The following is a 26,364-nucleotide window of genomic DNA, read 5'->3' as shown; positions in this document are numbered from 1 at the left end:
CGCGCCGCCGTGGACGCGGGGTTCGTGCCGAACGACTATCAGGTCGGGCAAACCGGCAAGATCGTGGCGCCGGAGCTGTACATCGCCGTCGGCATCTCGGGTGCGATCCAGCATCTGGCCGGCATGAAGGACAGCAAGGTCATCGTCGCGATCAACAAGGATGAGGAAGCGCCCATCTTCCAGGTCGCCGATTACGGCCTCGTCGCGGACCTCTTCAAGGCCGTGCCGGAGCTGAGGATGAGGAAGCGCCCATCTTCCAGGTCGCCGATTACGGCCTCGTCGCGGACCTCTTCAAGGCCGTGCCGGAGCTGACGGAAAAGCTTGGATAAGGCGCGCTGATCCGGACCGCCGCGGTGTCACCGGACGGAACCGGTGACGCCGCGGCGGATCAACCACTCCACATCCTTCGCGGGACAGCCTCCATGACCACGATCAAGAAGATTGGCATCATCGGCGCCGGCCAGATGGGCAGCGGCATCACCCAGGTCTGCGCCCAGGCCGGCTACGACGTCGTCCTGTCCGACATCAGCGAAGCGGCGCTGGAAAAGTCGCTCGCCGGCATCTCCCGCAACTTCGACCGGCAGATCCAGAAGGGCAAGCTGAGCGAGACGGACAAGACGGCGGCTCTCAGCCGCATCGTCACCGGCACCGACCTGTCGATCTTCGGCGACTGCGATCTGGTGGTCGAGGCCGCGACCGAGAACGAGGCGCTGAAGCGCGACCTCCTGAAGAAGCTGGTCCCGCACCTGAAGCCGGAAGCGCTGATCGCGACGAACACCTCGTCGATCTCGATCACCCGTCTGGCGGCGGCGACCGACCGTCCGGCCAAGTTCATGGGCATGCACTTCATGAACCCGGTGCCGGTGATGCAGCTGGTCGAGCTGATCCGCGGCATCGCGACCGACGAGCCGACCTTCGAGGCCATCAAGGAACTGACGCTCGCCATCGGCAAGACCGCCGCGGTGGCGGAGGATTTCCCGGCCTTCATCGTCAACCGCATCCTGCTGCCGATGATCAACGAGGCCGTCTACACGCTGTATGAGGGCGTCGGCGGCGTCGATGCCATCGACACCGCGCTGAAGCTGGGCGCCAACCACCCGATGGGCCCGCTGGAGCTGGCCGACTTCATCGGGCTGGACACCTGTCTGGCGGTGATGCAGGTGCTGTACGAGGGCCTTGCCGACAGCAAGTACCGCCCCTGCCCGTTGCTGGTGAAGTATGTCGAGGCCGGCTGGATCGGCAAGAAGTACGGCCGCGGCTTCTACGACTATTCGCAGACGCCTCCGGTGCCGACCCGCTGAGGATTGCCGGTTTTGTGAAAAAGGCCCGCCCCGGGAGACCGGAGCGGGCCTTTTCATTGGCGCTTACTTGAAGTAGGCGCCACCTTTGGCCAGCGCGCGCTGCCATGCCGGACGGGCGTGCATGGCGTCGACGAAGGCGGCGAGCTTCGGCCAGCGGCTGCGGTTGCCCTTCATCATCGCAATCTCGATCGGGAAGCTGAGCATGATGTCGGCGCCGGTCAGGCTGTCGCCGACGAAATGGCCGGACGGGCGAAGCTCGGACTCCAGATAGTCGAAATGGCTGGCCAGCTGCTCCTGGATGCGGGGATGCAGCCGCGCGCCCGCCTCGCCCAGCCGCCCGACATAGAGGTCGAGCAGCACCGGGGTCATCACCGAGCCTTCGGCGAAATGCATCAGCTGGAGATGGCGCAGCGCGTCGTCCGATCCGGCTGGCGGCAGGAAACGGCCGGCACGCTCGCACAGATGCTGGACGATGGCGCCGGACTCCATGACGATCCGTCCGTCGATGTCCAGAACCGGGGATTTCCCCAGCGGATGCACCGCCTTCAGCTCCGGCGGCGCCAGATTGGTCACCTTGTCGCGCTGGTAGAAGCGGAGTTCATAGGGAAGCTCCAGCTCCTCCAGCAGCCACAGGATCCGCTGCGACCGGCTGTTGTTGAGATGATGGACGACGATGGTCAAGGAAGGCCCTCCCGGGATCGGTTGAGTTGCAGGGTCCGGCGGTCGAGGACAGGTCACTTCGGCAGCGCGTAGGCGATCACCGAATCGCCCCCCTTGGTCCCCAGCGAGCCGTGCCCGCCAGCCACCACCAGCACATATTGCCGGCCGTCCTCGCCCTGGTAGGTCATCGGCGTCGCCTGACCGCCGGCAGGCAGGCGGCTCTCCCACAGCTGCCTGCCGGTGGAAACGTCGTAGGCACGCACATAATAGTCAATGGTGCCCGACAGGAAGGCGACGCCGCCCGCGGTCATGACCGGGCCGCCCAGATTGGGCACGCCCATGCGCAACGGCAGCGGCACCGGCGAGGCGTCGCGGGTGGTGCCGTTCTTGTGCTTCCACACCAATTTGCCGGTCGTCAGGTCGGCGGCGGCGACATAGCCCCAGGGCGGCGCCTGACAGGGCAGCCCGAGCACCGAGACGAAGGGGCCGAGCTTGATCGCATAGGGCGCGCCGAAATTCTCGTTCAGCGCCGGCAGGCTGTATTGCGGCCGCTCGCCGCCCTGGACATAGAGGTCGGTGTCGTTCTGGCGCGGCACCAGCTGCGAGACGAAGGCGAGGTAGGTCGGGGTGGTGAAGGCGACCTGCCGCTGGGGATCGACGGCGACGCTGCCCCAGTTGAAGACGCCGAAATTGCCGGGATAGATCAGCGAGCCCTGGAGCGACGGCGGGGTGAAGCGGCCGTCGTAGCGCAGGCGCTTCAGCGCGATGCGGCAGGCGAGCTGGTCGAACATCGTCGCCCCCCACATGTCGGCCCCGCTCAGCGGCGGCGGGTCGTAGGACAGGGCCGAGACCGGCTGGGTCGGGGCGGCATGGTCGCCCTCCGCGGCCCCCTGCGGCGCCGGCGTCTCGGTCACCGGCAGCACCGGCTGACCGGTGCGGCGGTCGAGCACGAACAGCTCGCCCTGCTTGGTCGGCTGGACCAGGGCCGGGACGGTCTGGCCGTTGACGGTCAAATCGATCAGGCTGGGCTGCGCCGGCACGTCATAGTCCCACAGGTCGTGATGCACGGTCTGGAAGACCCAGCGCACCTGCCCCGTCGCCAGATCGAGCGCCACGACGGAGGAGGAGAAGCGCTCCACCTCCGGGCTGCGGTTGCCGCCGAACTGGTCGGGCGGCTGGTTGCCCAGCGGCAGATAGACCATGCCCAGCGCCTCGTCGACGCTGGCGATCGACCAGCTGTTGGGCGAATTGACGGTGTAGGTCTGACCGTCGGCAATCGGCGCCGTCCGGTCCGGCTTCGCCGAATCCCAGTTCCACACCAGCCGGCCGCTGTCAGCGTCGAAGGCGCGGACGACGCCCGACTGCTCCCTGGTCGAAACATTGTCCAGCACCGTGCCGCCGACGACGATCAGCTTCGCGGTGACCACCGGCGGCGAGGTCGAATAATAGGCGCCGGGTTGGACGTTGGGCATGTTGGCCCACAGGTTGACCTGCCCGTTCTCGCCGAAGCCGGTGCAGATCGATCCGTCCTCCGGGTTCAGCGCCACCAGACGGCCGTCGGCGGTCGGCATGAACAGCCGGGCGGCGCAGGCGCCGCCGGCCGCCGGGGTGGATGCCGTGGCAGTCGCGGCCTGCGGCGCCGGGCGGTAGGACAGGCCGCGGCAGGTCAGGTGCTGCAAGGCCAGCTGCTTGGGGTCGATCTGCAGGTCGCGGCGCCAGACCTCCTTGCCGGTGGTGGCGTCGAGCGCGATGACATGCTGGTGCGGCGAGCACAGGAACAGCCGGTTGCCGATCTTCAGCGGCGTCACCTCGAAGGTGGTTTCCTTCGGATCGCCGGGCTGGCCGCGCCGGTCGCCGGTCTCATAGCTCCAGGCGACCTGGAGCTTGTCCGCATTCTCCGGCGTGATGCCGGTCAGCGGCGAATAACGCTGGCCGAAGCCGGTGCGGCCATAGGCCTGCCATTCCCCGTCCGGGACCACCGGACCAGTGCCGCCAGCCGGAGCCGCGGCGGAGGCGGTCTGCTGGCGCGCCGGAACGGTGCCGTCGATGCGGTGCAGGTCGGTGAACCAGGAGGCGACGGCGACCAGCAGCACGACGGCCAGCGCGGCGGTCAGCGGCAGGCCGGTGCCGCGGAAGACGCCGACCGGATAGGCCCCGGGCGCCGGTGCGCCGGCCATCGGCTGGCGCTCGCCCAGGCGGCGGGTGACCCAGGGCAGCAGCAACAGGAATCCCACCACTGCGATCACGTCGCCGCGCGCCGACAGCGGCCACCAGTCCAGCCCGACCTCCCACAAGGCCCAGATCAGCGTGCCGATCACCAGCAGCGCATAGACCGACAGGGCCGCCGGCGACCGCTTCGCCAGCAGGGCGGCGGTGGCGAGGAACAGCAGGCCGGCGACGGCGTAATACCAGGAACCGCCCAGCAGGATCAGCCAGAGGCCGCCGCCCAGCGCCCCCAGCCCCAGAACCGCCAGCAGGATGACCATCGCCCAGAGGGCGACGTTCGAGTCCGAATGTTTCATGGCACGCACCTCGACCGAAAGCTTTTCGGACCGAACAGCCGGGCGCGGCCAAGGTTGCGGCGGATTCGCGCGCCATCCCCTTTCACCCCGCAGGGCTGACCTTCCGGGCGCGCCGGGCTCACGCGCCGGAACGCCGCGGGCGCAACTTTTGTTGAAGGGCAAAGGAGTCTGACATCAACGAGACGGAGGCCGCCATGCACCGCCATCCCTGGAGCGAAGAGTTCGTCAAGATGAGCCCGCAGGCCCGCTATCGCGGCGTCGGCCCGCGCAACTACCGCCGCTCCGACGAGCGCATCCTGGAGGACATCAACGAGCGCCTGACCGACGACCACCACATCGACGCCTCCGACATCGGCGTGCGGGTGGAGAGCGGCGAGGTGACGCTGTCCGGCACTGTCGGCGACCGCGCCGCGCGCCGCCGGGCGGAGGACATCGCCGAAAGCGTGTCGGGCGTCGGCCATGTCCAGAACGACCTGCGCGTCGCCGGCCGGACCGCGCCGGGCGGGGCAACCTCCGCCGGCATCGGCGAACGGGTCGAGCCGGCGGCCCCGCAGGGCGAGGGCAGCGTGACCGGCCCCGGCGCCCCGGCACGGGACGCGATGGTGGCGGCGCTCGACAACAGCTCCGTGGTGCTGGGCAAGCAGCCGCTGCCGGAAGACGACACCCTGCGGCACGGAGACGCCATGGCTGGCCACGACGGGCGCGACCGCCGTTGAATCAAGAGCTTGCCGGGGGGCGTTCGCCCCCCTGCACCGCATGCGCTGCTGCCCTGCGCCAGAGGCGGAGAGCCGGAGAGACTGCTTAACCGTTGGTTAACCGCCGGGGACCATTGTCCCGCGGCCAATCGAGTATCCCCTCTCAAGCCTTCTGGAACAGAGCAGCTGCCATCATGGGCAACAAGACCATCAAGCTTTCCGACAAGTCCGGCTACCGCGACGTCGAACTGGACCAGCTGCCGCGCAACGTGCGCGCCGCGGTCACCGACCTGTCGACCAAGAACCCGGTCGCCGACATCATCGTCGACCAGTCCGGCATGCTGTACCGCATCCACCTGTCGGCCCCGGCCAACATGTATGTGGATGTCCTGTCCGTCGCCTGACGCGACGCCACGGCGCATCGGTTTCGCGAAGGGCGGTTTGCAGCTATTGCAGCCGCCCTTCGTCGTTCCGGCCCTCCAGCCGGGCGAGCGCCCGGTTCAGCAGCCGGGGCGGCAGCATCGCCACGGCCCCCTCGCGCACGGCGCGCACATCCTCGATGTCGAGCCCGGTGGCGACGGCCAGCTGGCGGTCGTCCAGCTCGCGGTCCTCCGCCAGCAGCGTGATCCACCCCGCCAGCGTGCGGGCCTGGACCAGCTCGGTCCGGTTGTTGAACCACAGGCCGGCACCCGGCCGGCCAATCGGCGTTGCGTTCTCGAAAGGCATGTCGGGATCGAAAGACGTCATGGACGCACCTCCCCTCAGCTGTTTCTTTCGCGGTTGCAGCAAATACGCGCCGTCATCCAGTGCTTTTGTTCATTCTCATCTACGAAGTCTGCCCGAGGCTTCCAGAGGGTGGTAGACATTATTCGGCACCACCAACGCATTCCCGCCTGTCTTTTTGCGCTGCGGCACGAGCGGACGGTGCCGGGGCCGCGCCTTTCCGGGATTCTTTGAAACTGTCTTCGCCGGCCGGGGGCTAGGGCGGGCGTGCTGCTTGGGCGTATAACCGCTTCCATCGTCCTGATTCCATCGTCCCGCTTCCTCAGCGCATTTCGGAACCGTCGATGCCCGATCCCCTGCCGTCCGACTCTCCGCTGGCCCAATCCCCGTTGTCAGGAGCGGCCCTTCTCGACCGCATCGACGCGCTCGCGGCGATCAGCGCGGAGGAGGGGCGGCTGTCGCGCCTCTATCTGACACCGGAACACCGCCGCGCCAACGACCTCGTCGCCGGCTGGATGCGCGAGGCCGGGATGGGCGTGCGCGAGGACGCGGTCGGCAACATCGTCGGCCGCTACGACGGCGAGCGGCCGGGGCTGCCGGCCCTGCTGATCGGCTCGCACCTCGACACCGTGCGCGATGCCGGGCGCTATGACGGCATGCTGGGGGTGCTGAGCGGCATCGCCGTGGTCGCCGACCTGCACGCCCGCGGCCGGCGCCTGCCCTTCGCCGTCGAGGTGATCGGTTTCGGCGACGAGGAGGGCACGCGCTTCCAGTCCACCCTGATCGGCAGCCGCGCCATCGCCGGCACCTTCGACCCGGCGGTGCTGGACAGCCGCGACGCCGCCGGAACGCGGCTGGCCGACGCCCTGACCGCCTTCGGGCTCGACCCCGCCGCCTGGGCCACCGCCGCCTACAAGGCTGACGACGTGCTGGCCTATGCCGAGCTGCACATCGAACAGGGGCCGGTGCTGGAGGCGCTGGGCCGGCCGGTCGGCGTGGTCACCGCCATCGCCGGCGCCACCCGGCTCGCGGTGACGGTGGAGGGCATGGCCGGCCATGCCGGCACCGTGCCGATGACGCTGCGCCGCGACGCGCTGGCGGCCTCGGCCGAGATGATCCTGGCGGTGGAGCAGCTGTGCTCCGGGCAGGAGCGGCTGGTCGGCACCGTCGGCCGGATCGAGGCGTCGCCCGGCGCCACCAACGTCATCGCCGGCAAGGTCCGCTTCACCATCGACCTGCGCGCCGACCGCGATCCCCTGCGGCTGGAGCGGGTCGGCGCGGTGCGCGCCCGGCTGGAGGCCATCGCCGACGCCCGCGGCGTCGCCATCGGCTTCGAGACCCTGCATGAAAGCCCGGCCGTCGCCTGCCACCCGGCGCTGATGGCGCAGGTCGCCGCCGCCGCCGAGGCCGAGGGGCTGGACGCGCCGGAGCTGCCGAGCGGCGCCGGCCACGACGCGATGGCGGTGGCGGCGCTGACCGACATCGCCATGCTGTTCGTGCGCTGCGAACGCGGCATCTCGCACAACCCGGCCGAACGCATCACCGCCGCCGACGCCGAGGCCGGCGCCCGCGTGCTCGCCCGCTTCGTCGAGAATTTCCAGCCCGCAACCTCCATCCCGTGACGGACCGCCTGCCATGACCGACCTGTCCCCCTCCCTCGCCGCCACTCTGGCCAACACGCTGGATGAGGCGGTGAACGCCCGCTTCGACGAAGAGGTCCGTTTCCTGGCGGAGCTGGTGAAGGTGCCGTCCGACAACCCGGCGGGCGACTGCGCCCCCCACGCCGTCCGCGCCGCCGAGCTGCTGGAGGCGATGGGCTTCACGGTGGAGCGCCACCCGGTGCCGGCCGAACTGGTGCGGGCCAACGGCATGATCAGCGCCACCAATCTGGTGATCCGCCACCGCTTCGGGGACGGGCCCACGGTGGCGCTGAACGCCCACGGCGACGTGGTGCCGCCGGGAGAAGGCTGGTCGAGCGATCCCTATGGCGCGGAGATCCGCGACGGCGTGATGTATGGCCGCGGCGTCGCGGTGTCGAAGTCGGACTTCGCCAGCTACGCCTTCGCGCTTCGGGCGCTGATGGAGTCCAAGGCTGCGCTGAAGGGCACGGTCGAGCTGCACCTGACCTATGACGAGGAGGCCGGCGGCGAGATCGGGCCGAAATGGCTGCTCGACCAGGGGATTTCCAAGCCGGATTACGCGGTGTCGGCCAGCTTCGCCTATTCGGTGGTGACCGGGCACAATGGCTGCCTGCATCTGGAGGTGCAGGTCGACGGCAAGTCCGCCCACGCCGCCCGCCCCGACACCGGCCATGACGCGCTGGAGGCGGCGACCGGCATCCTGACCGCGCTCTATGCCCACCGGCCGGAGCTGGCAACGCGCCGGTCGAGCGTCGCCGGCATCACCCACCCGTCGCTGACGGTCGGGCTGATCCAGGGCGGCATCAACACCAACGTGGTGCCCGACCGCGTCACCTTCCGCCTCGACCGCCGCATGATCCCGGAAGAGAACCCGGCGGAGGTCGAGGTCGAACTGCGCGGGCTGATCGAGGGGGCCGCTGCCGGCCGGGACGGCATCCGCGTCTCCATCCGCCGCATCCTGCTGGCCCGCCCCTTCCGCTCGGTCGGCGACGCGCCGCGGCTGGCGGCGCTGTTCGCCGCCCATGCGCAGGAGGTTCTCGGCGTTCCGGTCGGGCAGACCGGCATCCCGCTCTACACCGACGCCCGCCATTATTCGGAGGCCGGCATCCCCACCATCCTCTACGGCGCCGGCCCGCGCGACCTGCTGGAAGCCAACGGCCACCGCGCCGACGAGAAGCTGGTGCTGGAAGACCTGCGCAAAGCGACCCAGGTGGTGGCCCGGTCGCTGGCGGAACTGCTGGGGTAAGAGGCGTTACGATCACCCGGCCTTGCGGGCGAGATAGCTGCGCAGCGAGGCCGGGACGATCATCCTGTGCATCGGCTTGACCACCAGCATGTAGGCCCTGCCGAGCCGGTTCTTCGTCCTCACCACCGTTGTGACCGCCGCCCAATGGCGGTCGCCGTCGGAAGCGAGCTTGCGCACTGACAGCCAGACGTCGAGATGCCTGTCGCGGTCGCAGACGACCACCTCGTCCTCCCGGCTTTCAACCAGCGTGAAGATGCCGATCCGGTCGCCTGGCCGGTAGGAGCCGGCCGGCTTGGCGGGATCGACGGCGCCGAGCGCGCCCAGATCCTTCAGGCCGAGCAGACGGACCGCCTTGTTGCGCAGCCACATCATCCGCTCGATCCAGGGCGGGCTGCCGGCCAGCACCTGGATCAGGAGTTCCAGCGCCGACAGCCCCGGATCGGGAACGGGAAAGCGGTAGGAATCGTGGAAGTCCGCCGCCGGGAGCTGCCGATACAGCGCACAGTCGGCCGGAACGTCCGAAAGCTCGATCCGGTGCATCGGAACGGTCTCCGCGGGACATGGCGATCCCGCAGACGGTCCGCCGCAACCGGGGCCCCTGTCAATACGCCTCCCGTGCCCGTCCCGGAGGGGGGCCCTACCCCACCCGCTCGCCGGATGGCAGGCCCCCGGATGGCAGCCCTCCCGATGACAGGTCCAGGCCCCAGCCGGTCAGGTCCGAGGCGGCGGGGTCCGCCTGCGCTGCGCTGTCCAGATTGGCCAGATGGCGGTCGATCATGCGGTCCAGCCGGTCGCGCGCCTCCCACACCGTCAGGCTGTGGTCGGAACGGTCGAGATAGGCCACCTCGATGCCGGACAGGCCGTCGAGCGCGCGGCCACCCTCGCCCAGATGCAGGTAGAACTCGGCCAGCGTCATGTCGCCGCTGCTGTAGACCACCAGCACCCGCCGGCCTTCCGCCGACAGGCGGCGGAACATGCGCAGCGCGTGGCGGGTCAGGCCGGTGCGGAGAAGCACCTTGCGGACGAAACGCCCGGCAAGACGCCTGGCCAGCCCCGTCAGGCGGGCGGGCTTGCGGAAGCTGGCGCGCAGCCGGGCAGGCTTCAGCGCCTCGATCAGATATTCCTTGGTGGAGCGGAAGGCGACCGTCCGCATCAGCTCCGACACGGCGATGCCGCCGCCCATCTCGAAGCGGCCGGGGTTCAAGACGATCTGGCCGACGACGCGGTCGTCGCCCAGGCCGGCATGCAGCGCAGGCGTGCCGCCGGCGCACAGGCCGATGACGACGATGCGCTCGTGCCCCTGCTCCTCCAGCCAGTTGAGGGCGGCGCGGACGTCGCCCATCACCTCCTTGTTGTAGAGCAGGTTGTCGGGGAAGCCGGGACGGTCGGGGCTGTCGCCGATGCCGGCAGCGTCGATGCGCAGCGAGGCATAGCCGCGCGCCGCCAGCCGCCGCGCCTGCACCACCGTGGCTCGGCCGGAGCCGACATGGTGGGTGGCGCCGCTGTTCAGGAACAGGATGGCCGGCCGGTTGCCGGCCGGATCGGCCAGGACCGGCGTGCAATAGATGCCGAACAGCTCCGGCGCGCTGCCGAAGAAGATCGGGCGTTCGACCGCGGTCGGCATCATCAGCCCGGCCGGGCGGTCCGGCGGCGGGGTGGCGCCGGGGGCGACCGGGGCGGCGGCGACGATCCAGCGCAGCACCGGCTCGAACGCGGCGGCGGCCTGGGCGCGCTGCGGCTGCTGGGTCAGCTCCATCATGCCGCTGACGCCCATCGGCTCCGCCATCGCACCCAGCGTGCGCCAGCGGGCGGCCAGCTTCACCGGGGTCTTCCCCTCCGGCCGGTCGGCGATCAGGATGCGCGGCGCCGGCAGGGCCGGCGCGTCGCAGGGGTTGAGGCCGCCCAGCGTCAGCGCGGTTTCCGGCGTCAGCGGCATGCCGATGACGTTCAGCCAGGAGGAGCGTTCCGGCGGTTCCGGGTTGCAGACCGGACGCAGCACGATGGAGGACAGCGTCTGCATTTCGCGGACCGCCTTGCGGCCCGAGGTGATCGGCGACAGCAGGACCAGCCTGTCGATGCCCTGCCCGTCCGCCGCCATCTCCAGCGCGGCGGCGGTGGCGAGCAGCGCGCCCATGCGGAAGCCGACCAGGGTCACGTCGGTGACGCCGGTGTCCTCGCGCAGGCGGCGGACCGCCGCCTTGACGCCGTCGAGCCAGGCACGCACCCGGTCGGGCTCGCCGTCGTCGCCGGCCGAATCGCCGGAGCCGGGATAGTCGAACCGCAGCGTCGGCAGCCCGGCGGACGCCAGACTTTCGGCGAAGCTCTTCCAGGCGCGGTGGGCGCACAGCTCCTCGTACCCGTAGGGACCGCAGAGGACCACCCCGCGCAGCCCCTCGGCCGGGTGCAGCCATCCGAAACAACCCTCGAACACCACCGGTGTCGGCTTCATGCGTTCCCCCTGTAGCGGACGGGCGCCAGCGCGTTCAGCGCATGGACCTCGCCGTCTGGCACCATCCGTCCGGCCGATGCCGTCCCGTCCGTAACCCCAACCCCTGAACCACCCTGCGAACCGGCCCGCGGCCGCAGACGGACCACCCGCTCGACGCCGGGGGCGAGATGGAACCAGCCGTCATCCGCCTGGAACCGTTCGTCCTCGACATGCACCGAACAGGCGAACCGTCCTGTCGCCAGCCGCAATGCCCACTCGTCGCCTTGGCACTCCACCACCGCCGTCAACCCCAGGTCGGCGCGCGGCAGCGCGCGTCCCTTTGGAAAATAATGAGACTCGTCAATTGGTTCCGCGTCCCTTTCGGCCAGCAGCACCTGCGCCGTGACCACATCGTGCGAGATAGGCCCAAACCTGTAGGCGTAGGTCGTGTCAAAAAAGCGGTCGGACATCTCGGCGGCGGCCAGCGCCACCGCACCCCTCGCCGGAATAGTCACCGGACGCTCCGCCTTCAGGACCGGGACCGCCCCGTCCCGCCAAGCGGTCAGCCGCAGCAGAGCCTCCACCGGGCGGGCGGCGTCGTTGACCAGATGCACGGCCAGCCCGTTGACGCCCTCGTCGGTCAGGATCACCCGCAGCGGGCGGAAGGCGCGCTTCAGCGCGTACCAAGCCGGTTTCGGCGTGCCGTCGGCGGCGATCACGCCCCAGCCGGCGCCCCAGCCGGCACCGGCCCAAGGGTCGCGCCACTGCCAGACCAGCCCGCCGGCGCAGGAGGAGCCGGCGCGCCGCCACTCGTCGAACACCGCCTGCATCACCTCGCCGGTCACCGCACGCGACAGGCGGCGGTAGCGGTCGGGATCCTCGTAGCGCAGGCGGCGCGGATCGACGGCGTAAAGCGTCTCCAGATAATGCTCGCGCACATCCTCGAAGTCCCAGGAGGCGCCGGGGTCGCGCGGCACCCGCTGCTTCCAGCGCGGATGGTGGAGTGCCGGGACGCCGAGCGGATCGTCCTCGGCCAAGTTGGCGAAGGCGAGGCATTCGCTGGCGAAGCGCACGCCGGCCCTGCGGGCATCCTCCAGCGGCTTCATGTAGGCGCCGACGCCGTAATAATGGCTCACCCCGGCATTGGCGATGAAGGGCAGCGGCCCGCCGCTGGGGGAGTTCGGAACCTGGATCAGGTCGGGGCGCCGGGCCGTGGTTTCTTCCGCGATGACCGCGCCCAGCGCCGGCTGGACCCAGGAGGCGCGGGGCAGGCCCAGCATGGCCGCCTGCTGTTCCATCTCGCTGCCGCCGCAGAGCACCGCCAGCGACGGCGAGGTTTGGGTGCGGTCGAGCAGCTGGGCGATCTCCGCCCGCACGCTGTCGAGGAAGGCGGCGTCGGTCGGATAGTCGAAATTGGCGAACATGGCGTCCTGCCAGACCAGCAGGCCCAACTCGTCGCACAGCTCGAAGAAGGCGTCGCCCTCATAGAGCATGGTGCCGCCGACGCGGACCATGTTGGCGCCGGCTTCGCGCATCCGGCGCAGTTCCGGCTCGTAGGCGGCACGGTCGGACGACAGCCCGACCAGATCGACCGGCACCCAGCAGCCGCCCCGGCAGAACACGCGCTCGCCGTTCACCAGCAGCGCGAAGCCGGTGCCGTCCGCCCCGCGGTCGACGGCGAGCGAGCGGAAGCCGACACGGCCGAGATCGATTTCGACCGATCCAATCCGGGCGGCGACGCCGTACAGGACCGGCTCGCCATGGGTGTGCGGCCACCAGGGCTCGACGCCCGGCAGGGTCAGGTCGGCGGTGAAGCCGTCCACCCCGTCGAAGACGAGCGGCGCCGTGCGGCCGGCGACCTCGACCGACCCGGAGGTGCCGGGCGCAGCGCCCTCCACCGTCAGGCGAAGCGACAGATGTCCGTCCTGCCCGTCATAGCCGCTGCGCAGGTCGGCGGCGACGACACGGCACGGGCCGGTGTCCTCCACCAGCTCCACCGGGCGGAAGGGACCAACGGCATGGATCGGCGGGCACCAGCCCGGCATGTGGCCCAGCAGGGTGGTGCGGACGAAGCGCAGCCCCGCCGGCTCGGCCAGCTTGGGACGCCAGCGGGCGCGTCCCTTCTTCGCCGCCAGCACCGGGTGCAGGGCGTGGAAGCGGATGGACAGCTCCGCCTCGCCGGTCAGCGTCACCGGCACCTCATGGGCCAGATACATGCTGTCGGAGGTCAGGATACGCTCGCCGTCCAGCCGCACCTCCGCGATGGTGGCGAGGCCGTGGAAGCGCAGGACATGGGGACCATGGCCGGTCAGCCGGGTGCGGTAGACGACATCCTTGTCATGCAGCGGCGCGGGGTCCTCCGCCGACCACAGGCCGGCGGCCTGGAGCGCCTCAGCGGCGGTGCCGGGAACCGGGGCGGGGATGCCCTCCCCAATAGCTCCCTCTCCCGCTCCGGGAGAGGGAGGGGACCCACGAAGTGGGGAGGGTGAGGGGTGATCCAAGAGTCCCGAACCGCATGGCCCCGAACCGCATGGCTTCGTGCCTAACCCCTCACCCTTCCCATGCTGCGCATGGGCCCCTTCCCTCTCCCGGGGCGGGAGAGGGAGGTTATCGCCGGGCGCCGAGACGGTCAGAGTCCATCCCCGATCCAGAAGGGTCCGCCGCTGTCCCGTGACCGCTCGGATTAGGGCCATCGCCGCTCACCCGTACCGGCGGGCCAGACTGCCCATGACGGTGTCGTAACCGCGCTCCAGCCGGTCGAAGCTGTCGGTCAGGTCGGGCGCCTTGCGCCGGGCGACGGTGCGGGCCAGCTGGAACTGCATCGCCTTGGCGCCCTCGGCGATGGACTGGCAGGCCTCCACCGCGTCCGCAGGGCCGTCGAGCCAGCGGAGATGGGCGCCCAGCAGTTCGAAATTCGCGCCGAGCTGGCGCAGCAGGTTGAAGGCGTAGAGGTGGAAATACTCCATCGGCCGGGCGAGCAGCCGGTCGAGATGTTCGGGGAAGGCGGCGCGGTAGGCCGTCACCGGGTTGCCGGCGGGACGGCGGGCGAGATGGCGGCGCAGCAGATCGAGCGACGCGGTGACCAGCGCCCCGCCCTCCAGCGCCGTCCCGCCGGGCTTCACGAACTCGACATAGGGGAAGAGCGGCCCGTCCGCCGCGGCGGCGACGCCCTGGTAGTCGGCACCGTCGAGCCGGTAGAAGCCGGCATTGTGGAAATAATCCATCGTGCCGGCGGCCGGATCGATGCGGACGATGCCGACCGTCGTCTTCACATGGGTGGTGCCGTAGGAGGTGCCGCGGGTGTCCGGCAGGTGGAAGCCGTCGACCTCCACCAGCACCAGACCACCATCGGGACTGCGCCGCAGCTGCTCGGCCACATGGGCTTCGACGCTGTCGTAGATCGCCAGCTCCTGCACGCGCAGGCGGTACAACGTCTCCAGATCCTCCAGCGGCACCTTGAAGAAGGTGAACTGGTCGCCTTCGAAATCCTGGGTGACGGTGAAGCCCAGCATCGCCCGCGGTTCCAGTCCGCGGGCGTGCAGCGCCTCGATCCACAGATCGACGTAGCAGTTGGTCTCCGGCCATATCCGCTCCCCCTGATGCAGGGGATGCCGGTCGTAGCCGTCGGGGTGGCGCTGCGTCCACATGGTGCCGGTTACCCCCACAGGACCTTGCGCACCGACGCCGGCCACTGCGCCGTGTCGAAGCCATGGTGGCGGAACAGCGCCAGCGCCACGCGCTCCATGCCGAAGCCGACGCAGGCGGTGTGGGCGACGTCGCCGTCGGCGGTGTGGATGTCCCACAGATGGCCGAAATGGTCCTGGTGGTAGTTGAAGCTGAGGCAGGCCGTCGGCTTCTCGGTGCTGGTGATCGGGATCAGCAGCTCGAACTTCAGCTTCTGCTCGCGCTGGCTGTTCGACAGCATGGTGCCGGCCCGGCCGAAGAAGGGGTCGTTGGCGACATCGACGTCGAGCGGCACCTCCAGCGAGCCCATCATCGCGCGCCCGCGCTCCAGCCACAGCTCGCGGAACTCCACCACCTGATCGGGGGTGCCGATGCGGATGTATTCGCGCATGCGGAACAGCTGCATGCGGGCGGGGTCGATGGAGGGCTCATGCCGGAAGCAGTAGGAGAAGACGTCGATCAGCTTGCCCTCGCCGGGCAGCGGGCCGCGCCGCGCGATGGTCGGATAGACCGGGTAGCAGGCGGCCGGCGTCATCACCACGTCGGTCGCGACCTGATCCTCGGTCCAGTCCTGTCCCTCCTCCAGCCGGCGCAGCAGGCTGCGGTGCGCCTTCTCGTCGCCGCCGAAGCTGTGGATGGTGCCGGCCAGATGGGGGAAGCTCTTCAGATACTCGCTTTCCTCGAAATACTGGCGGTTCAGGGCCGGCGGGAAGCGCATCACCTCCGCCCCGTCCTGGCCGCCCCAACGGGTGACCAGCGCGTCGAAGCGCTCCACCACATCTTCGAAGACGCCGCTGCGGCCATAGAGACCGTCCACCCCGGTGGGGATCAGCAGGCCCGACTCCACCAGCTCGTCGCGATAGGCGGACTGGGCGGCCGTGATGTCGACCATGTTCATTCGAAGGCCCCCGACCCGTCGCGCTGGACGAGCAGCTGTGTGGAGATGTGCGACATGATGCGGTCGTTGCCGATCATGAGGGCGGCGGAATGGGCGTCGCGCAGGTGGCGGCCCAGGCTGTAGGGGGTGTCGTTGCGGTAGCCGGCGAGGCCGCAGGTGCGGATCGCCGCCTCCACCACCTCGCGCACCAGTTCCGAGGTGGTCACCTTCAGCGTGCCCATGGCGGTGGCGAAGGAGAGGCTGGTCAGCCGCTCGGGCGAGCCGCAGGCCAACTCGTACTGGCGGATGGCGGCCAGGATGACGGCCTTCATCTGCTGGAGCTTGGCGGTCGCCTCGGCCAGCCGCACGGCGGACGCCGGGGTGGTGCCGGGCTTGCGCTTGGCCTCCGAGCGGACATAGGCGCGGGCCCGGCTGACGGCGTCGGCGGCGATGCCGAGCCAGGTGCTGCTCCACAGGATGTGGGTGACCGGCAGCATGGTCTGGGCCGACAGGTCGGCGTAGGGCAGCGGCAGGATCTGGTCGATGACGCCCGCCGCCTCCAGCCGGTAGCCGTCGGAGCAGGTGCCGCGCATGCCCATCGCGTCCCAGAGGCTGGTCTTCTCCAGCCGGTAGTCGTCCTTGGTCACCACCGCCAGCACCTGATCCGACGACGGGGCGTCGGGGTTGCGCCGGGCGGTGACCAGGATCACGTCCGACTGGTCGCCGTAGGAGATGACCGACGCGTTCTTCGCCAGGGTGAAGCCGTTGCCGTCCGTCGGATCCGCCTGCACGGCGCAGACGCTGTTGCGGATGTCGCCGCCGGTCTCCTTCTCCGTCGTGGCGGAACCGAGCAGGAGCTGTTCGGCGGCGATGCGCTCCATCAGGCCGCGGTGCCAGCCGTTGCTGCCATGGTTGACCAGACAGGCGATCTGGATCTGGTGCATGGCGTAGATCATGCCGGTGGCGGCACAGCCGCGGGCCAGGGCATGGCAGGCCGCGGCCACATCGAACAGCGATGCGCCGCCGCCGCCGAGCTCCGCCGGGATCATGACGCCGAGCAGCTTCTGCTCGCGCAGGGAGTCGAAGGCCTCGCTGGGGAAGCGGCCGTCGCGGTCGACGGCGGCGGCGTGGCGCGCGGCGATCTCGGCGCCGATGGTGCGCGCGCGGGCCGCGATGTTGGCTTGGGCTGGGACCGAGGCTGGGTTCAGCTCGGCCAAGCCGGCCAGGGCCGCGGTCACGCCTCGCCCCCGCCGACCAGGCCGCGCACCGCATCACGGATGGCGGCGATGCTCTCGAAGGTGCGGCGGTTCAGCAGCTTTTCCGGAAACTCGACGTCGAACTGCTCCTCCAGCCCCAGCATCAGGCCGACACAGCCGTGCGAGGTCAGGCCGGCGGCGTAGAGGTCGTCGTCGATGGCGAGCGTTCCGGCATCGACCGCCAGCCCGCCGCACTCCGCCAGGACGGAGCGGATGCCGGCGATCGTTTCGTCGTCGGCGCCACCGGCGGAGGGCGGACGTCCGAGACCCCCGGCGGCCTGAAAGCCCTCACGGGAAGAATTGGCGTAAGGCGGGCTGGCATCCTGCGACATTCTCGAATTCCCTCGGGGAAACTTGCTGGTCTGAAGCTAGCCACGCCACCCCGGTGCTTCCACTCGGCATCGGTATGGCCGCACCGCTATCCAAGTGATCGCTTTTTCACCGGTGGGGGTAAGCACAGGGATAGGGTCGGTCGATAGCCCGGATCGCTTTGGTGCTGCCCGCTATGGCCATGATCCTTGCGCATAGGCTCGCGCCGGGGCTTGGGCTTGGGCATTGGAAGACAGGCGGCGCCTGCCCCGCGGCACCGCGGGCCGCGCGCCACCGGCGGCGGGCAACAGAGTTTCAAGAGGGTGGAATTTTCCCATCCATTTTGCCTACCTCTTCCGTATAGCGGAAGGGTGGTGACTATCTTTTTTCGGTCACGGAAAAAGAAGTTGACGACTGCTCAGCCTGTCGAAAAGCATGCAAGGGTCGGTGTGGCCGATGGTCGCAAGCATTTCTCAACGCTTGCATTGCCATGATTGCGCGCAATGCGGACTTGTGGCCTCCAAGAGGCTGCCGACGCCCGGCCAAGTTCGTGCCGGCCTTGTTTCGTGCAGATCGACCAGCGACCACACCCGCCCCCAAGGGACACCGACGCCATGACCACCGCCGAACACACCGCCCCGCAGCCCGGTCCCGACTTGTCCGGTACAGGCGCCGGACGCCGCCCCGGCCTGCAGCTGGGCGTGCGGGCGAAGCTGATGCTGGCCTTCGCCGGCATGGCGGCGATGACGGTGGCGGCCAGCGGCGTCGGGCTGATGTCCTTCTCGGCGGTCGAGCGGCCGATGGCGCAGATCGCCGATACCAGCCTGCCGGAGATGGAGCTGGCGACCCGGCTGGCCGGCGAAAGCGGCGCCATCGCCTCGGCCGCCCCGATGCTGGACGGCGCCGCCAGCCAGGAGGAGCGGGAGCGTCTCCGGACGGAGGCGCAGGAGCGCGCCCGCGGTTTTCTCTCCCTGGTGGACGAGCTGGCCGGGCGCCGGCCGCAGGACCCGCTTTTGTCGGAGGTGCGCGAAACCGGCAATGCCCTGATCGGCACGCTGGACCGCATCAACGACGGCGTTGCCCGGCGCCTGTCCCTGCACGACCGGCGCGAGGCGGCTTCCGTCCGGCTGGCCCAGACCTATGACGGCTTCCTGAAGACGCTGGCGCCGCTGGTCGACGGGTCGGGCCAGGCGTTGCAGGAAAAGGGCATGGCGCTCGACGGCGGCACCGACCGCGAGATGGGGGCGCTGTCGGACGCCGTGCGCTCGATGATCGCGCTCTACGACCTGCGCGGCGGCATCGCCGGGGCGCTCGACGCCATGAACCGCTCCGGCGCGGCGCAGGACGCCAAGACCGTCGGCGAGCAGCAGCAATCCTTTCTGGAGGCCTCGTCCCAGGTGACGGCCACGCTCGGCACGCTGGGCGACCGGCTGCCCGCCGACGCCTCCGCCAAGATCGATGCGCTGTTCCTGTTCGGCTACGGCAAGGACAATGTCTTCGACCTGCGGCGCGCGGCGCTGGACGGCACCGGGAGCACTACCGGGAGCGGCGGCGGCACTGCGGACCGTCAGCTTGCCGACCGGCTTTCGGTCGCCCGGACGCAGGCGGCACAGCTGCTCACCCTGCTGAACGCGCCGCTGCGCAAGGTGCAGAGCGACATCAAGCGCGCCAATTTCGACATCCGGTCCCAGGTGCAGGACGCGGTGCAGGATCTGCTTGGCCGCGGGCTGGAGCAGTTCCGCACGAACCTGGAGCTGTCGACCTACGGCACCGCCCTGACCGGCGCCCTGAACGAGGCGTCGCAGGCCCCCGACGCCGCCCGGCTCGACCTGCTGGAAAAGCGCTTTTCCTCCGCCTCCTCCTCCCTGTTCGAGCGGATCGGCACGCTGCGCGCCCAGGCCGGCGACAATGCCGCCGGCACCGAGGTTCTGGCCGCCCTGGTGAAGGCGCTGATCGGCTTCGGCCGCGGCGAGGAGGGGGTGATCGCGCTGCGCCGCGGCGAACTCGCGGCGATGGCGGACACCGAGCGGATGCTCGTCGAGAACCGGCAGCTGGCCCAGCGCTTCGCCGCCACGGTGGACCGCAAGATCGCCGCGATGCGGGAGGAGGCCAAGGCCGCGGTCGCCGGCACCGACGACACCATCGCCGCCGGCCGCAAGATGCTGGTCCTGTTCGCGGTCGGCAGCCTGATCGGTGCCGCCGCCCTGGCCTGGCTGGTGGTCGGCCGCCACATCGTCGCGCGCCTCAGCGCGCTGTCCGAGGCGATGCGGGCGATTGCCGCCGGCAGGCTCGACGCGGCGATCCCCGCCGCCGGCGCCGACGAGATCGGCGACATGACCCGCGCCCTGATGGTCTTCCGCGACACCGCCAACGAGGCGAAGGCCGCCAACGCGCGGGCTGAGGCCGAACGCGGCCGCGCCGCCGGCGAACGCCGCCGCGCCATGGTCGAGATGGCGGAGAATTTCGAGAGCAGCGTCCGCGGCGTGCTGGACCGCGTTTCCCAGGCGGCCGGCGAAATGCAGGACATGGCCCAGCGGATGAGCCGCAGCGCCGACCTGACCGCCGGAGAGGCGACGACCGCCGCCGGCAGCTCCCAGCAGGCCGAGGGCAACGTCAAGGCGGTCGCCGCCGCGACGGAGGAGCTGTCCGCCTCGATCCAGGAGATCGGCACCCAGGTCCACGCCTCCAGCCAGATCGCCCGCAAGGCGGCGGACGAGGCGGAGCGCACCGACCGCACGGTGGAGGGGCTGGCCCAGACCGCCGGCCGCATCGGCGAGGTCGTCGGGCTGATCCAAAGTATTGCCGGCCAGACCAATCTGCTGGCGCTCAACGCCACCATCGAGGCGGCGCGGGCCGGCGAAGCCGGCAAGGGCTTCGCGGTGGTGGCGTCGGAGGTGAAGGGCCTTGCCACCCAGACGGCGAAGGCGACGGAGGACATCTCCGCCCAGATCGCCGCCATGCAGTCGGTGACGCAGGAGGCGGTCGACGCCATCCGCTCCATCGCCGGCACCATCCGCGAGGTCAACGAGATCGCCGCCACCATCGCCGCCGCGGTGGAGCAGCAGAGCGCCGCCACCCGCGAGATCGCCCGCAATGTCGGCGAGGCGGCGGACAGCACCCAGCATGTCCGCGGCAACATCGACAGCGTCGCCGACGCGGCACGGGAGTCGGGGGAGTCGGCCAACCGCGTGCTGTCGGCCTCCTCCACCGTGCAGGAGCAGCTGCGGACGCTGGCCGGTCAGGTCGACGGGCTGGTCGGGGAAATGCGGGCGGCCTGAAAGTTAGAGAGGGGGCGGGGGATGCATGGCGAGGATTCCCGGGATGGCCCCGCCTTATCGCCTCACCCCTTGTAATGCCGACCGAAGCGGTTGTTCAGGAAGGCGTCCAGCGGCACCTGTTCCTGCCGGATGAAGCCGGCCTGAGGGATGGAGCCCTCGCGCAGCAGATCCAGCACGGCGCAGATGCCGGCGGCGGTGGTGACCTGGATGGCGCTCCAGGTCCGGCCGGCGATCGGCTTGCTGTAGATCTTGGTGGCGAAGGTTTCCTGCCGCAGCTCGCCGTCCTGCATGCCGGTGGCGGTCGCCAGCACCAGAACCACGTCCTGCAGGGTCAGCGGCACCGCGGTCTCCAGCACGTCCTTCAGCAGATGGCGCCGCTCGCCCAGCCGCAGGTCGCGGATCAGCAGGCGGACGATGTCGCGGTGACCGGGGTAGCGGACCGTCTTGTAGTCTAGGTTCCGCACCTTGCCGGCCAGCGTCTCGCACAGCGAGCCCAGCCCGCCCGAGGTGTTGAAGGCCTCGTAATCGACGCCGTCCAGCGCGAAGCGCTCGTCGCCCTCCAGCGGCATCACCTCGTGCGGGCGGCCATCGACGATGGCCTCGCACGGGTTGCAGTATTCGTTGATCAGCCCGTCGGTGCTCCAGGTCAGGTTGTATTTCAGGGCGTTGGTCGGGTATTGCGGCAGCGCGCCGACCCGGAGATGCAAATTGTGCAGCTCGTCGAAGCGGCGGGCGAGGTCATGGCCGACGATGGAGATGAAGCCCGGCGCCAGACCGCATTGCGGGATCAGCGCCGTGCCGGCGGTCTCCGCCAGCATCTTCACCTTGCGGGTGGCGGCGACATCCTCGGTCAGGTCGAGATAATGGGCGCCGGCCGCGACGGCGGCGGTGGCGATGGCGGGGGTCAGGGTGAAGGGGCAGGCGCTCAACACCGCCTGCTGGCCTGCCATGGCGGCGCGCAGAGACGCCGGATCCTCGACATCGACGCGCGTCACCCGCAGCCCGGCCCGTTCGGCACGGTACAACAGCGCCTCGTCCCGGTCGCCGATGGTGACGGCGAAATCGCCGGTCTCCGACAGCAGCGTGCCGATCATCGAGCCGATCTTGCCGGCACCCAGAACCAGAACCTTCATCGTTGCCATGGTCTCCCGCTCCTCTGTTCAGCCATGTCCCGTGTTGGCGGACCATGCCGATGGTTTGGCCCGCACACGAAGCATGTCGGCTGGAACAGCCGGGCAGAACCGGGCAATGCGCCGGTGGCGCTTGAGTTTTCCGGCGAAATGACGGAAATCCCGGCGAAATGACGGACACGCTTTATCGCTCGCACCACCGCGGCGGCGGCGCTAAGGTCCCAGCCGGTTTCCCCAAATCCGGCCCGTCCCCATGACCATCCGCCAACTGACCGCCCCGCACGCCGTCCTGCTGGAAGAGCCGCAGGACGGCATCGCCCAGACCAGCGAGATGATCCGCGGCGAGCGCTTCCGCATTCTGGAGGAGCGTGACGGCTGGCTGCGGGCGGAGAACGCCTTCGACGGCCATGTCGGCTGGCTGCCGCCGGGCACCGCGCACCGGGAGCCGGCGGACCCCACCCACCGCGTGCGGGCCCTGCGCGCCGACCTGCACCCCGGCCCGACGCACCGGGCGCCGCCGGTGGCGACGCTCAGCTTCGGGTCGCTGGTGACGCTGGACGGCCGCGCCGAAAACGGCTGGGTCGGCACCGACGACGGGCTGTGGCTGTTCGCGGGCTGGCTGGAGCCGATGGACGCCGCGCCTGCAACCGACCACATCGCCACCGCCCTGCGCTTCCTGGAGACGCCCTATGTCTGGGGCGGGCGCAGCAGCTTCGGCATCGACTGTTCCGGGCTGGTGCTGACCGCCATGGCGGCGGCCGGGACGGTCTCCCACCACAGCAGCGGCATGCAGCGCAAGGACGGGCGGCTGGGGGCGTGGCTGTCCGAGGACGGTCGCGGCGTCGAGTATCGGCGCGGCGACATCGTCTTCTTCCCCGGCCATGTCGGGCTGATGGTGGACGGGACGAACCTGCTGCACGCCACCGTCTTCACCATGTCAGTCGTGATCGAGCCGCTCAGCGAGGTCGCCGAGCGCGCGGAGGTCAATGGGGTCCGCCGTCCCAACCATGTCATCGACGGCATTGCGCGGGCGTAGCGCCTCGCCCACCAGCAGCAGGGTCGGCCCCTTGCCGGCGGCCACCCCCTGCTCCGCCATCCGGCCGAGCGTCGTCCAGTAACGGCGCTCGTCGGGCCGGCAGCCGTTTTCCACCGCCAGCACCGGCGTCGCGGCGGGCAGCCCGGCCCCGGTCAGCCCCTGTCCGACCGCGCGCGCCTGCTCGCGCCCCATATAGATCGCCAGCGTGCCCTGCGGATCGGCCAGCCGCGCCCAGTCCGGTTCGAACCGCTCGCCGTCGCGGCCATGGGCGGTGACGAAGGTGACGGCGCGCGACACCCCGCGCTTCGTCAGCGACAGCCCGGCGGAGGCGGCGCAGCCGAGCGCCGCGGTGACGCCGGGAATGACGCGAACCGGAATGCCGAGGCTGTCGAGATGCTCGATCTCCTCGCCGGCGCGGCCGAACACCATCGGGTCGCCGCCCTTCAACCGCACCACCCGCTTGCCGCGCCGGGCATGGAAGGCGATCAGCGCGTTGATCTCCCCCTGCGGCAGCGAATGCCGGCCGGACCGCTTGCCGACGCAGATGCGCTCGGCGTTGGGATGGGCGAGGTCGAGGATGCCGTCGCCGACGAGAGCGTCGTAGAGCACGATTTCGGCAGCGGCGAGCGCCTTGACAGCCGCGACGGTCAGCAGATCCGGGTCGCCGGGGCCGGCGCCGACGAGGGTGACTTGCCCGCACTTGTTCTGCCGAGCGGAGCAAGATCCCCTCTCCCCCCCGGGGAGAGGGTTAGGGTGAGGGGGTCGCGCGGCGGCCCTCAACCAAAAATCCACCCTGTGCATCCCCCTCACCCCGACCCTCTCCCCGGGGGGGAGAGGGAGCAAGGTCGAGCCGCCACCGCCAAAGCCCGCGAACCGCGGCACCAAGAGGCGCGCTAGCGCCGCAAGACCATCAAGCCACTTCGCGCTGGTGGGCATGACGAAGCACCTCCTTGAGTTCGGGCACGCAGGATCCACAATTCGTGCCGGCTTTCAATGCCGCACCGATTTCCGCCACGCTGGTCAGCCGGCGGTCGCGGATGGCACCCACCAGCCGGTTGATCCCGACGCTGAAGCAGGCACAGACGATCCGCCCCTCATCCGCCAGCACCCCCGGCGCCCGGCCGGCGAGCAGCCCGGCCCGTGCGCCGTCCTCCAGACTGTCCGCCGCCAGCAGCCCGGCGAGCCACCCCCGCGGCGGCAGACGCCCGTCGGCGGCGACGAACAGGCAGGCCTCCAGCCGGTCGCCCTTCATCCAGGCCATGCGCAGGCCGCCGCGCGCCTCGTCGCGGAACTCCACCACCGCCTCGGCCGGATCGAGGCCGGGCAGCCAGGCAGCCACCGCCGGGATCGCTCCCGTCCCCGCCATCTCCACCAGATGCCCGCCCGCCACGGCGCGGCGCGCCCAATAGCCGCCATGTCCGGGCTCCACGGCATGGCGGACCAGCAGGAAGGCGGTCCAGTCCGGCCGCCAGGGCGCCACCGTCGCCGGCATCCGCTTCAGGTCGGGCTGGCCGGAGAGCGGGTCCACTGCCTCGTCGTCGACCAGCCGGCCGATGACGCAGGCACCGGTGAAGCGCTCGGTCCAGTGCATCGGCAGGAAGACGGTGCCTTCGCCCTGGGCATCGGTGACGCGGACGCGGGCCAGCGCCTCCCCGGCTAGGGTGGTGATGCGGGCCAGCCCGCCATCCACCAGCCCCCGCGCCGCCGCGTCTGCCGGGTGGATGTCGAGCCGAGGCTCCGGCGCGTGCGCCGACAGCCGCGCCGACAGTCCGGTGCGGGTCATGGTGTGCCACTGGTCGCGCAGCCGGCCGGTGTTCAGCAGCAGGGCGCCGTCGGGCACGCTGCGCGGCAGCGGCTTCGCCGTCACCGGCAGCAGCAGGGCGCGACCGTCATCGGTGAAGAACCGCCCGTCGCCGAACAGCCGCTTCTGCGGCTTGGCATCCGCCCGCCAGGGCCAGGGGAAGGGCGCCAGCGCGTCATAGCCGGCATCGTCCAGCCCGCCCAGCGCCCCGATGTCGAAGGCCCGCGTTCCGCCATTCTCGAATGCCGACAGCGCCGCATGCTCGCGGAACAGCTCGGCGGCGCTCTCATAGGGAAAGGCGTCGGCGAAGCCCATCCGGCGGGCGACCTGGGTGACGATCCACCAGTCGGCCCGAGCCTCCCCTTCCCCATCCTTGAAGGCGCGCTGGCGCGAGATGGTGCGGTCGGAGTTGGTGACGGTGCCGTCCTTCTCGCTCCAGCCCCTGGCCGGCAGGCGGATATGGGCGAAGCGGCCGGTGTCGGTGTCGCGGATGCAGTCGGAGACCACCACCGTCTCGCAGCGCTCCAGCGCCCGGCGGACCCGGCCGGCGTCGGGCATGCTGACGGCGGGGTTGGTCGCCATGATCCACACCGCCTTGACCGTGCCGGCCTCGATGGCGCGGAACAGATCGACCGCCTTCAGCCCCGGCTTGGCCGCCACGCGCGGCGCATTCCAGAAGCGGCCGACCCGGTCCACCTCCGTTGCGGTAAAGCCCATATGGGCGGCCAGCTGGTTCGCCAGCCCGCCGACCTCGCGCCCGCCCATGGCGTTCGGCTGCCCGGTGACGGAGAAGGGGCCGCAGCCGGGATGCCCGATGCGCCCGGTCAGGAAATGGACGTTCAGGATGGCGTTGACGGTGTCGCTGCCCTGGGAGGACTGGTTGACGCCCTGCGAGTAGACCGTCACCACCCGGTCCGTCGCGGCGAACTCGGCATAGAAGGCGGCGACCTCCGCCTCGTCCAGACCGCAGCGGCGGGCGACGGTGGCGATGTCCGGCGCGTCGGCGCGGGCGGCGGCCAGCGCCTCATCGACCCCCTCGGCATGGGCGGCGACGAAGCCGGCATCGCGATGGCCGTTGCTGTCGAGATAGGCCAGCAGCCCGTTGAACAGCAGCGCGTCGGTGCCGGCCTTCAGCGCCAGATGGCGGTCGGCGGCATCGACGCAGTCGGTCCGCCGCGGATCGACCACGACGATCCGCGTGCCGCGTTCGGCCCGCGCCGCCAGCAGCCGCTGGTTAAGCACCGGGTGGCACCAGGCGAGGTTGGACCCGACCAGCACCACCAGATCGGCGCACTCGAAATCCTCGTAAGTCCCCGGCACCGCATCGGCGCCAAGCCCGCGCTTGTGCCCGACGACCGACGAGGCCATGCACAGCCGCGAGTTGGTGTCGATGTTCGCCGAACCGATGAAGCCCTTCATCAGCTTGTTGGCGACGTAGTAATCCTCGGTCAGCAGCTGGCCGGAAACATAGAAGGCCACCGAATCCGGCCCATGCCGGGCGATGGTGTCGGAAAAGCGCCGGGCCACCGCGTCCAGCGCCTCGTCCCAGGACACGCGCTGCCCGTCGATTTCCGGATGCAGCAGCCGCCCGTCCGGCACCAGCGTGTCGGCCAGCGCCGATCCCTTGGAGCAGAGCCGTCCCCGGTTCGCCGGGTGGTCGGCATCGCCGCGCACGGTCACGGCACCAGTCGCTGCCACCGTCGCGATCACCCCGCACCCGACCCCGCAATAGGGACAGGTGGTCTTCACCTCCCGTTTCGGCCCGGAGGACGACTCCG

The 26,364-nt window shown here is 70.4% G+C and carries 21 protein-coding genes; 8 read left to right on the top strand and 13 right to left on the bottom strand.

Translation table 11 applies throughout. From position 1 onward, the window contains the following. Both CRT60_RS06135 and CRT60_RS06130 read left to right on the top strand, forming a co-directional pair. Nucleotides 1–312 (top strand): electron transfer flavoprotein subunit alpha/FixB family protein (locus CRT60_RS06135; RefSeq protein WP_244592305.1); only part of this gene is annotated, 312 nt, incomplete at its 5' end. A gap of 110 nt (nucleotides 313–422) precedes the next feature. Then, on the top strand, nucleotides 423–1,301 hold the full coding sequence (locus CRT60_RS06130) for a 3-hydroxybutyryl-CoA dehydrogenase (protein ID WP_098735535.1): 879 nt from the start codon (nucleotides 423–425) through the stop codon (nucleotides 1,299–1,301). A 63-nt stretch (nucleotides 1,302–1,364) separates the two neighbouring features. Here the strand turns inward: CRT60_RS06130 and CRT60_RS06125 are convergent, their stop codons facing one another. Both CRT60_RS06125 and CRT60_RS06120 read right to left on the bottom strand, forming a co-directional pair. After that, nucleotides 1,365–1,982: a glutathione S-transferase gene (locus CRT60_RS06125; protein ID WP_098735534.1), complete on the bottom strand. Its 618-nt coding sequence runs from the start codon at nucleotides 1,980–1,982 to the stop codon at nucleotides 1,365–1,367. A 53-nt stretch (nucleotides 1,983–2,035) separates the two neighbouring features. Then, on the bottom strand, nucleotides 2,036–4,483 hold the full coding sequence (locus tag CRT60_RS06120; RefSeq protein WP_098735533.1) for a membrane-bound PQQ-dependent dehydrogenase, glucose/quinate/shikimate family: 2,448 nt from the start codon (nucleotides 4,481–4,483) through the stop codon (nucleotides 2,036–2,038). Nucleotides 4,484–4,677: 194 nt separating this feature from the next. Between CRT60_RS06120 and CRT60_RS06115 the strand changes: the two genes are divergently transcribed. Together CRT60_RS06115 and CRT60_RS06110 are read left to right on the top strand one after the other, a co-directional pair. After that, on the top strand, nucleotides 4,678–5,199 hold the full coding sequence (locus CRT60_RS06115) for a BON domain-containing protein (RefSeq protein ID WP_098735532.1): 522 nt from the start codon (nucleotides 4,678–4,680) through the stop codon (nucleotides 5,197–5,199). Between the two features lie 173 nt (nucleotides 5,200–5,372). Then, nucleotides 5,373–5,582 carry a hypothetical protein gene (locus tag CRT60_RS06110; RefSeq protein WP_098735531.1) on the top strand — a complete coding sequence of 70 codons (210 nt, stop codon included), beginning with the start codon at nucleotides 5,373–5,375 and terminating at the stop codon, nucleotides 5,580–5,582. A 43-nt stretch (nucleotides 5,583–5,625) separates the two neighbouring features. Here the strand turns inward: CRT60_RS06110 and CRT60_RS06105 are convergent, their stop codons facing one another. Next, nucleotides 5,626–5,925, bottom strand: a complete 300-nt coding sequence (locus tag CRT60_RS06105) for a hypothetical protein (RefSeq protein WP_098735530.1) — start codon at nucleotides 5,923–5,925, stop codon at nucleotides 5,626–5,628. A gap of 320 nt (nucleotides 5,926–6,245) precedes the next feature. Here CRT60_RS06105 and CRT60_RS06100 point away from each other — a divergent pair, with 320 nt between their 5' ends. Together CRT60_RS06100 and CRT60_RS06095 are read left to right on the top strand one after the other, a co-directional pair. After that, on the top strand, nucleotides 6,246–7,523 hold the full coding sequence (locus CRT60_RS06100) for an allantoate amidohydrolase (protein WP_098735529.1): 1,278 nt from the start codon (nucleotides 6,246–6,248) through the stop codon (nucleotides 7,521–7,523). A 13-nt stretch (nucleotides 7,524–7,536) separates the two neighbouring features. Next, entirely contained in the window at nucleotides 7,537–8,787 is a 1,251-nt protein-coding gene (locus tag CRT60_RS06095) for a M20/M25/M40 family metallo-hydrolase (RefSeq protein ID WP_098735528.1), read from the top strand. 12 nt (nucleotides 8,788–8,799) lie between these two features. On the opposite strand, the gene CRT60_RS06090 is transcribed toward CRT60_RS06095, so the two are convergent. The 7 genes from CRT60_RS06090 to CRT60_RS06055 all read right to left on the bottom strand — a co-directional run bounded on the left by CRT60_RS06090 (nucleotide 8,800) and on the right by CRT60_RS06055 (nucleotide 17,364). After that, nucleotides 8,800–9,327, bottom strand: a complete 528-nt coding sequence (locus CRT60_RS06090; protein ID WP_098735527.1) for a DUF2867 domain-containing protein — start codon at nucleotides 9,325–9,327, stop codon at nucleotides 8,800–8,802. Between the two features lie 97 nt (nucleotides 9,328–9,424). Further along, complete coding sequence (locus CRT60_RS06085; RefSeq protein WP_098735526.1) at nucleotides 9,425–11,236, bottom strand: alpha/beta hydrolase; 1,812 nt, start codon at nucleotides 11,234–11,236, stop codon at nucleotides 9,425–9,427. After that, nucleotides 11,233–13,908 (bottom strand): glycoside hydrolase family 2 protein, encoded by a 2,676-nt coding sequence (locus tag CRT60_RS06080; RefSeq protein ID WP_425290397.1) that lies wholly within the window; start codon nucleotides 13,906–13,908, stop codon nucleotides 11,233–11,235. The genes CRT60_RS06085 and CRT60_RS06080 overlap by 4 nt, the downstream gene beginning before the upstream one ends. 6 nt (nucleotides 13,909–13,914) lie before the next feature. Next, nucleotides 13,915–14,862 (bottom strand): DUF1839 family protein, encoded by a 948-nt coding sequence (locus CRT60_RS06070; protein ID WP_098735523.1) that lies wholly within the window; start codon nucleotides 14,860–14,862, stop codon nucleotides 13,915–13,917. A gap of 8 nt (nucleotides 14,863–14,870) precedes the next feature. Then, nucleotides 14,871–15,797, bottom strand: a complete 927-nt coding sequence (locus CRT60_RS06065; protein ID WP_098735522.1) for an amino acid--[acyl-carrier-protein] ligase — start codon at nucleotides 15,795–15,797, stop codon at nucleotides 14,871–14,873. Continuing rightward, nucleotides 15,794–17,014 carry an acyl-CoA dehydrogenase family protein gene (locus tag CRT60_RS06060; protein ID WP_098735521.1) on the bottom strand — a complete coding sequence of 407 codons (1,221 nt, stop codon included), beginning with the start codon at nucleotides 17,012–17,014 and terminating at the stop codon, nucleotides 15,794–15,796. The genes CRT60_RS06065 and CRT60_RS06060 overlap by 4 nt, the downstream gene beginning before the upstream one ends. Then, nucleotides 17,011–17,364 carry an acyl carrier protein gene (locus CRT60_RS06055; RefSeq protein WP_280177201.1) on the bottom strand — a complete coding sequence of 118 codons (354 nt, stop codon included), beginning with the start codon at nucleotides 17,362–17,364 and terminating at the stop codon, nucleotides 17,011–17,013. Before CRT60_RS06055 ends, CRT60_RS06060 begins: the two co-directional genes overlap by 4 nt. A gap of 591 nt (nucleotides 17,365–17,955) precedes the next feature. Here CRT60_RS06055 and CRT60_RS06050 point away from each other — a divergent pair. Then, nucleotides 17,956–20,619, top strand: a complete 2,664-nt coding sequence (locus CRT60_RS06050) for a methyl-accepting chemotaxis protein (RefSeq protein WP_098735520.1) — start codon at nucleotides 17,956–17,958, stop codon at nucleotides 20,617–20,619. Nucleotides 20,620–20,681: 62 nt separating this feature from the next. On the opposite strand, the gene CRT60_RS06045 is transcribed toward CRT60_RS06050, so the two are convergent. After that, nucleotides 20,682–21,761 (bottom strand): saccharopine dehydrogenase family protein, encoded by a 1,080-nt coding sequence (locus CRT60_RS06045; RefSeq protein WP_098735519.1) that lies wholly within the window; start codon nucleotides 21,759–21,761, stop codon nucleotides 20,682–20,684. A gap of 241 nt (nucleotides 21,762–22,002) precedes the next feature. On the opposite strand from CRT60_RS06045, the gene CRT60_RS06040 reads away from it, so the two are divergent. After that, on the top strand, nucleotides 22,003–22,785 hold the full coding sequence (locus CRT60_RS06040; protein WP_098735518.1) for a C40 family peptidase: 783 nt from the start codon (nucleotides 22,003–22,005) through the stop codon (nucleotides 22,783–22,785). Here CRT60_RS06040 and cobA read toward each other — a convergent pair. Further along, on the bottom strand, nucleotides 22,687–23,586 hold the full coding sequence (cobA, locus tag CRT60_RS06035) for a uroporphyrinogen-III C-methyltransferase (RefSeq protein WP_280177200.1): 900 nt from the start codon (nucleotides 23,584–23,586) through the stop codon (nucleotides 22,687–22,689). The genes CRT60_RS06040 and cobA overlap by 99 nt on opposite strands. A gap of 109 nt (nucleotides 23,587–23,695) precedes the next feature. Beyond that, nucleotides 23,696–26,335 carry a molybdopterin-dependent oxidoreductase gene (locus CRT60_RS06025; protein WP_425290396.1) on the bottom strand — a complete coding sequence of 880 codons (2,640 nt, stop codon included), beginning with the start codon at nucleotides 26,333–26,335 and terminating at the stop codon, nucleotides 23,696–23,698. Between the last annotated feature and the right edge of the window lie 29 nt (nucleotides 26,336–26,364).

Origin of the sequence: Azospirillum palustre, from assembly GCF_002573965.1 — a bacterium.
GTDB classification, from domain to species: domain Bacteria; phylum Pseudomonadota; class Alphaproteobacteria; order Azospirillales; family Azospirillaceae; genus Azospirillum; species Azospirillum palustre.
This window is presented reverse-complemented; position numbering and strand designations above follow the sequence as displayed.

Excerpts from the sequence above, each read along its gene's own strand:
- CRT60_RS06130 (WP_098735535.1), top strand. The coding sequence starts at position 423 with ATGACCACGATCAAGAAGATTGGCATCATCGGCGCCGGCCAGATGGGC.
- CRT60_RS06120 (WP_098735533.1), bottom strand. The coding sequence starts at position 4,483 with ATGAAACATTCGGACTCGAACGTCGCCCTCTGGGCGATGGTCATCCTG.
- CRT60_RS06115 (WP_098735532.1), top strand. The coding sequence starts at position 4,678 with ATGCACCGCCATCCCTGGAGCGAAGAGTTCGTCAAGATGAGCCCGCAG.
- CRT60_RS06110 (WP_098735531.1), top strand. The coding sequence starts at position 5,373 with ATGGGCAACAAGACCATCAAGCTTTCCGACAAGTCCGGCTACCGCGAC.
- CRT60_RS06105 (WP_098735530.1), bottom strand. The coding sequence starts at position 5,925 with ATGACGTCTTTCGATCCCGACATGCCTTTCGAGAACGCAACGCCGATT.
- CRT60_RS06100 (WP_098735529.1), top strand. The coding sequence starts at position 6,246 with ATGCCCGATCCCCTGCCGTCCGACTCTCCGCTGGCCCAATCCCCGTTG.
- CRT60_RS06095 (WP_098735528.1), top strand. The coding sequence starts at position 7,537 with ATGACCGACCTGTCCCCCTCCCTCGCCGCCACTCTGGCCAACACGCTG.
- CRT60_RS06090 (WP_098735527.1), bottom strand. The coding sequence starts at position 9,327 with ATGCACCGGATCGAGCTTTCGGACGTTCCGGCCGACTGTGCGCTGTAT.
- CRT60_RS06085 (WP_098735526.1), bottom strand. The coding sequence starts at position 11,236 with ATGAAGCCGACACCGGTGGTGTTCGAGGGTTGTTTCGGATGGCTGCAC.
- CRT60_RS06080 (WP_425290397.1), bottom strand. The coding sequence starts at position 13,908 with ATGGCCCTAATCCGAGCGGTCACGGGACAGCGGCGGACCCTTCTGGAT.
- CRT60_RS06070 (WP_098735523.1), bottom strand. The coding sequence starts at position 14,862 with ATGTGGACGCAGCGCCACCCCGACGGCTACGACCGGCATCCCCTGCAT.
- CRT60_RS06065 (WP_098735522.1), bottom strand. The coding sequence starts at position 15,797 with ATGAACATGGTCGACATCACGGCCGCCCAGTCCGCCTATCGCGACGAG.
- CRT60_RS06055 (WP_280177201.1), bottom strand. The coding sequence starts at position 17,364 with ATGTCGCAGGATGCCAGCCCGCCTTACGCCAATTCTTCCCGTGAGGGC.
- CRT60_RS06050 (WP_098735520.1), top strand. The coding sequence starts at position 17,956 with ATGACCACCGCCGAACACACCGCCCCGCAGCCCGGTCCCGACTTGTCC.
- CRT60_RS06045 (WP_098735519.1), bottom strand. The coding sequence starts at position 21,761 with ATGGCAACGATGAAGGTTCTGGTTCTGGGTGCCGGCAAGATCGGCTCG.
- CRT60_RS06040 (WP_098735518.1), top strand. The coding sequence starts at position 22,003 with ATGACCATCCGCCAACTGACCGCCCCGCACGCCGTCCTGCTGGAAGAG.
- cobA (WP_280177200.1), bottom strand. The coding sequence starts at position 23,586 with ATGCACAGGGTGGATTTTTGGTTGAGGGCCGCCGCGCGACCCCCTCAC.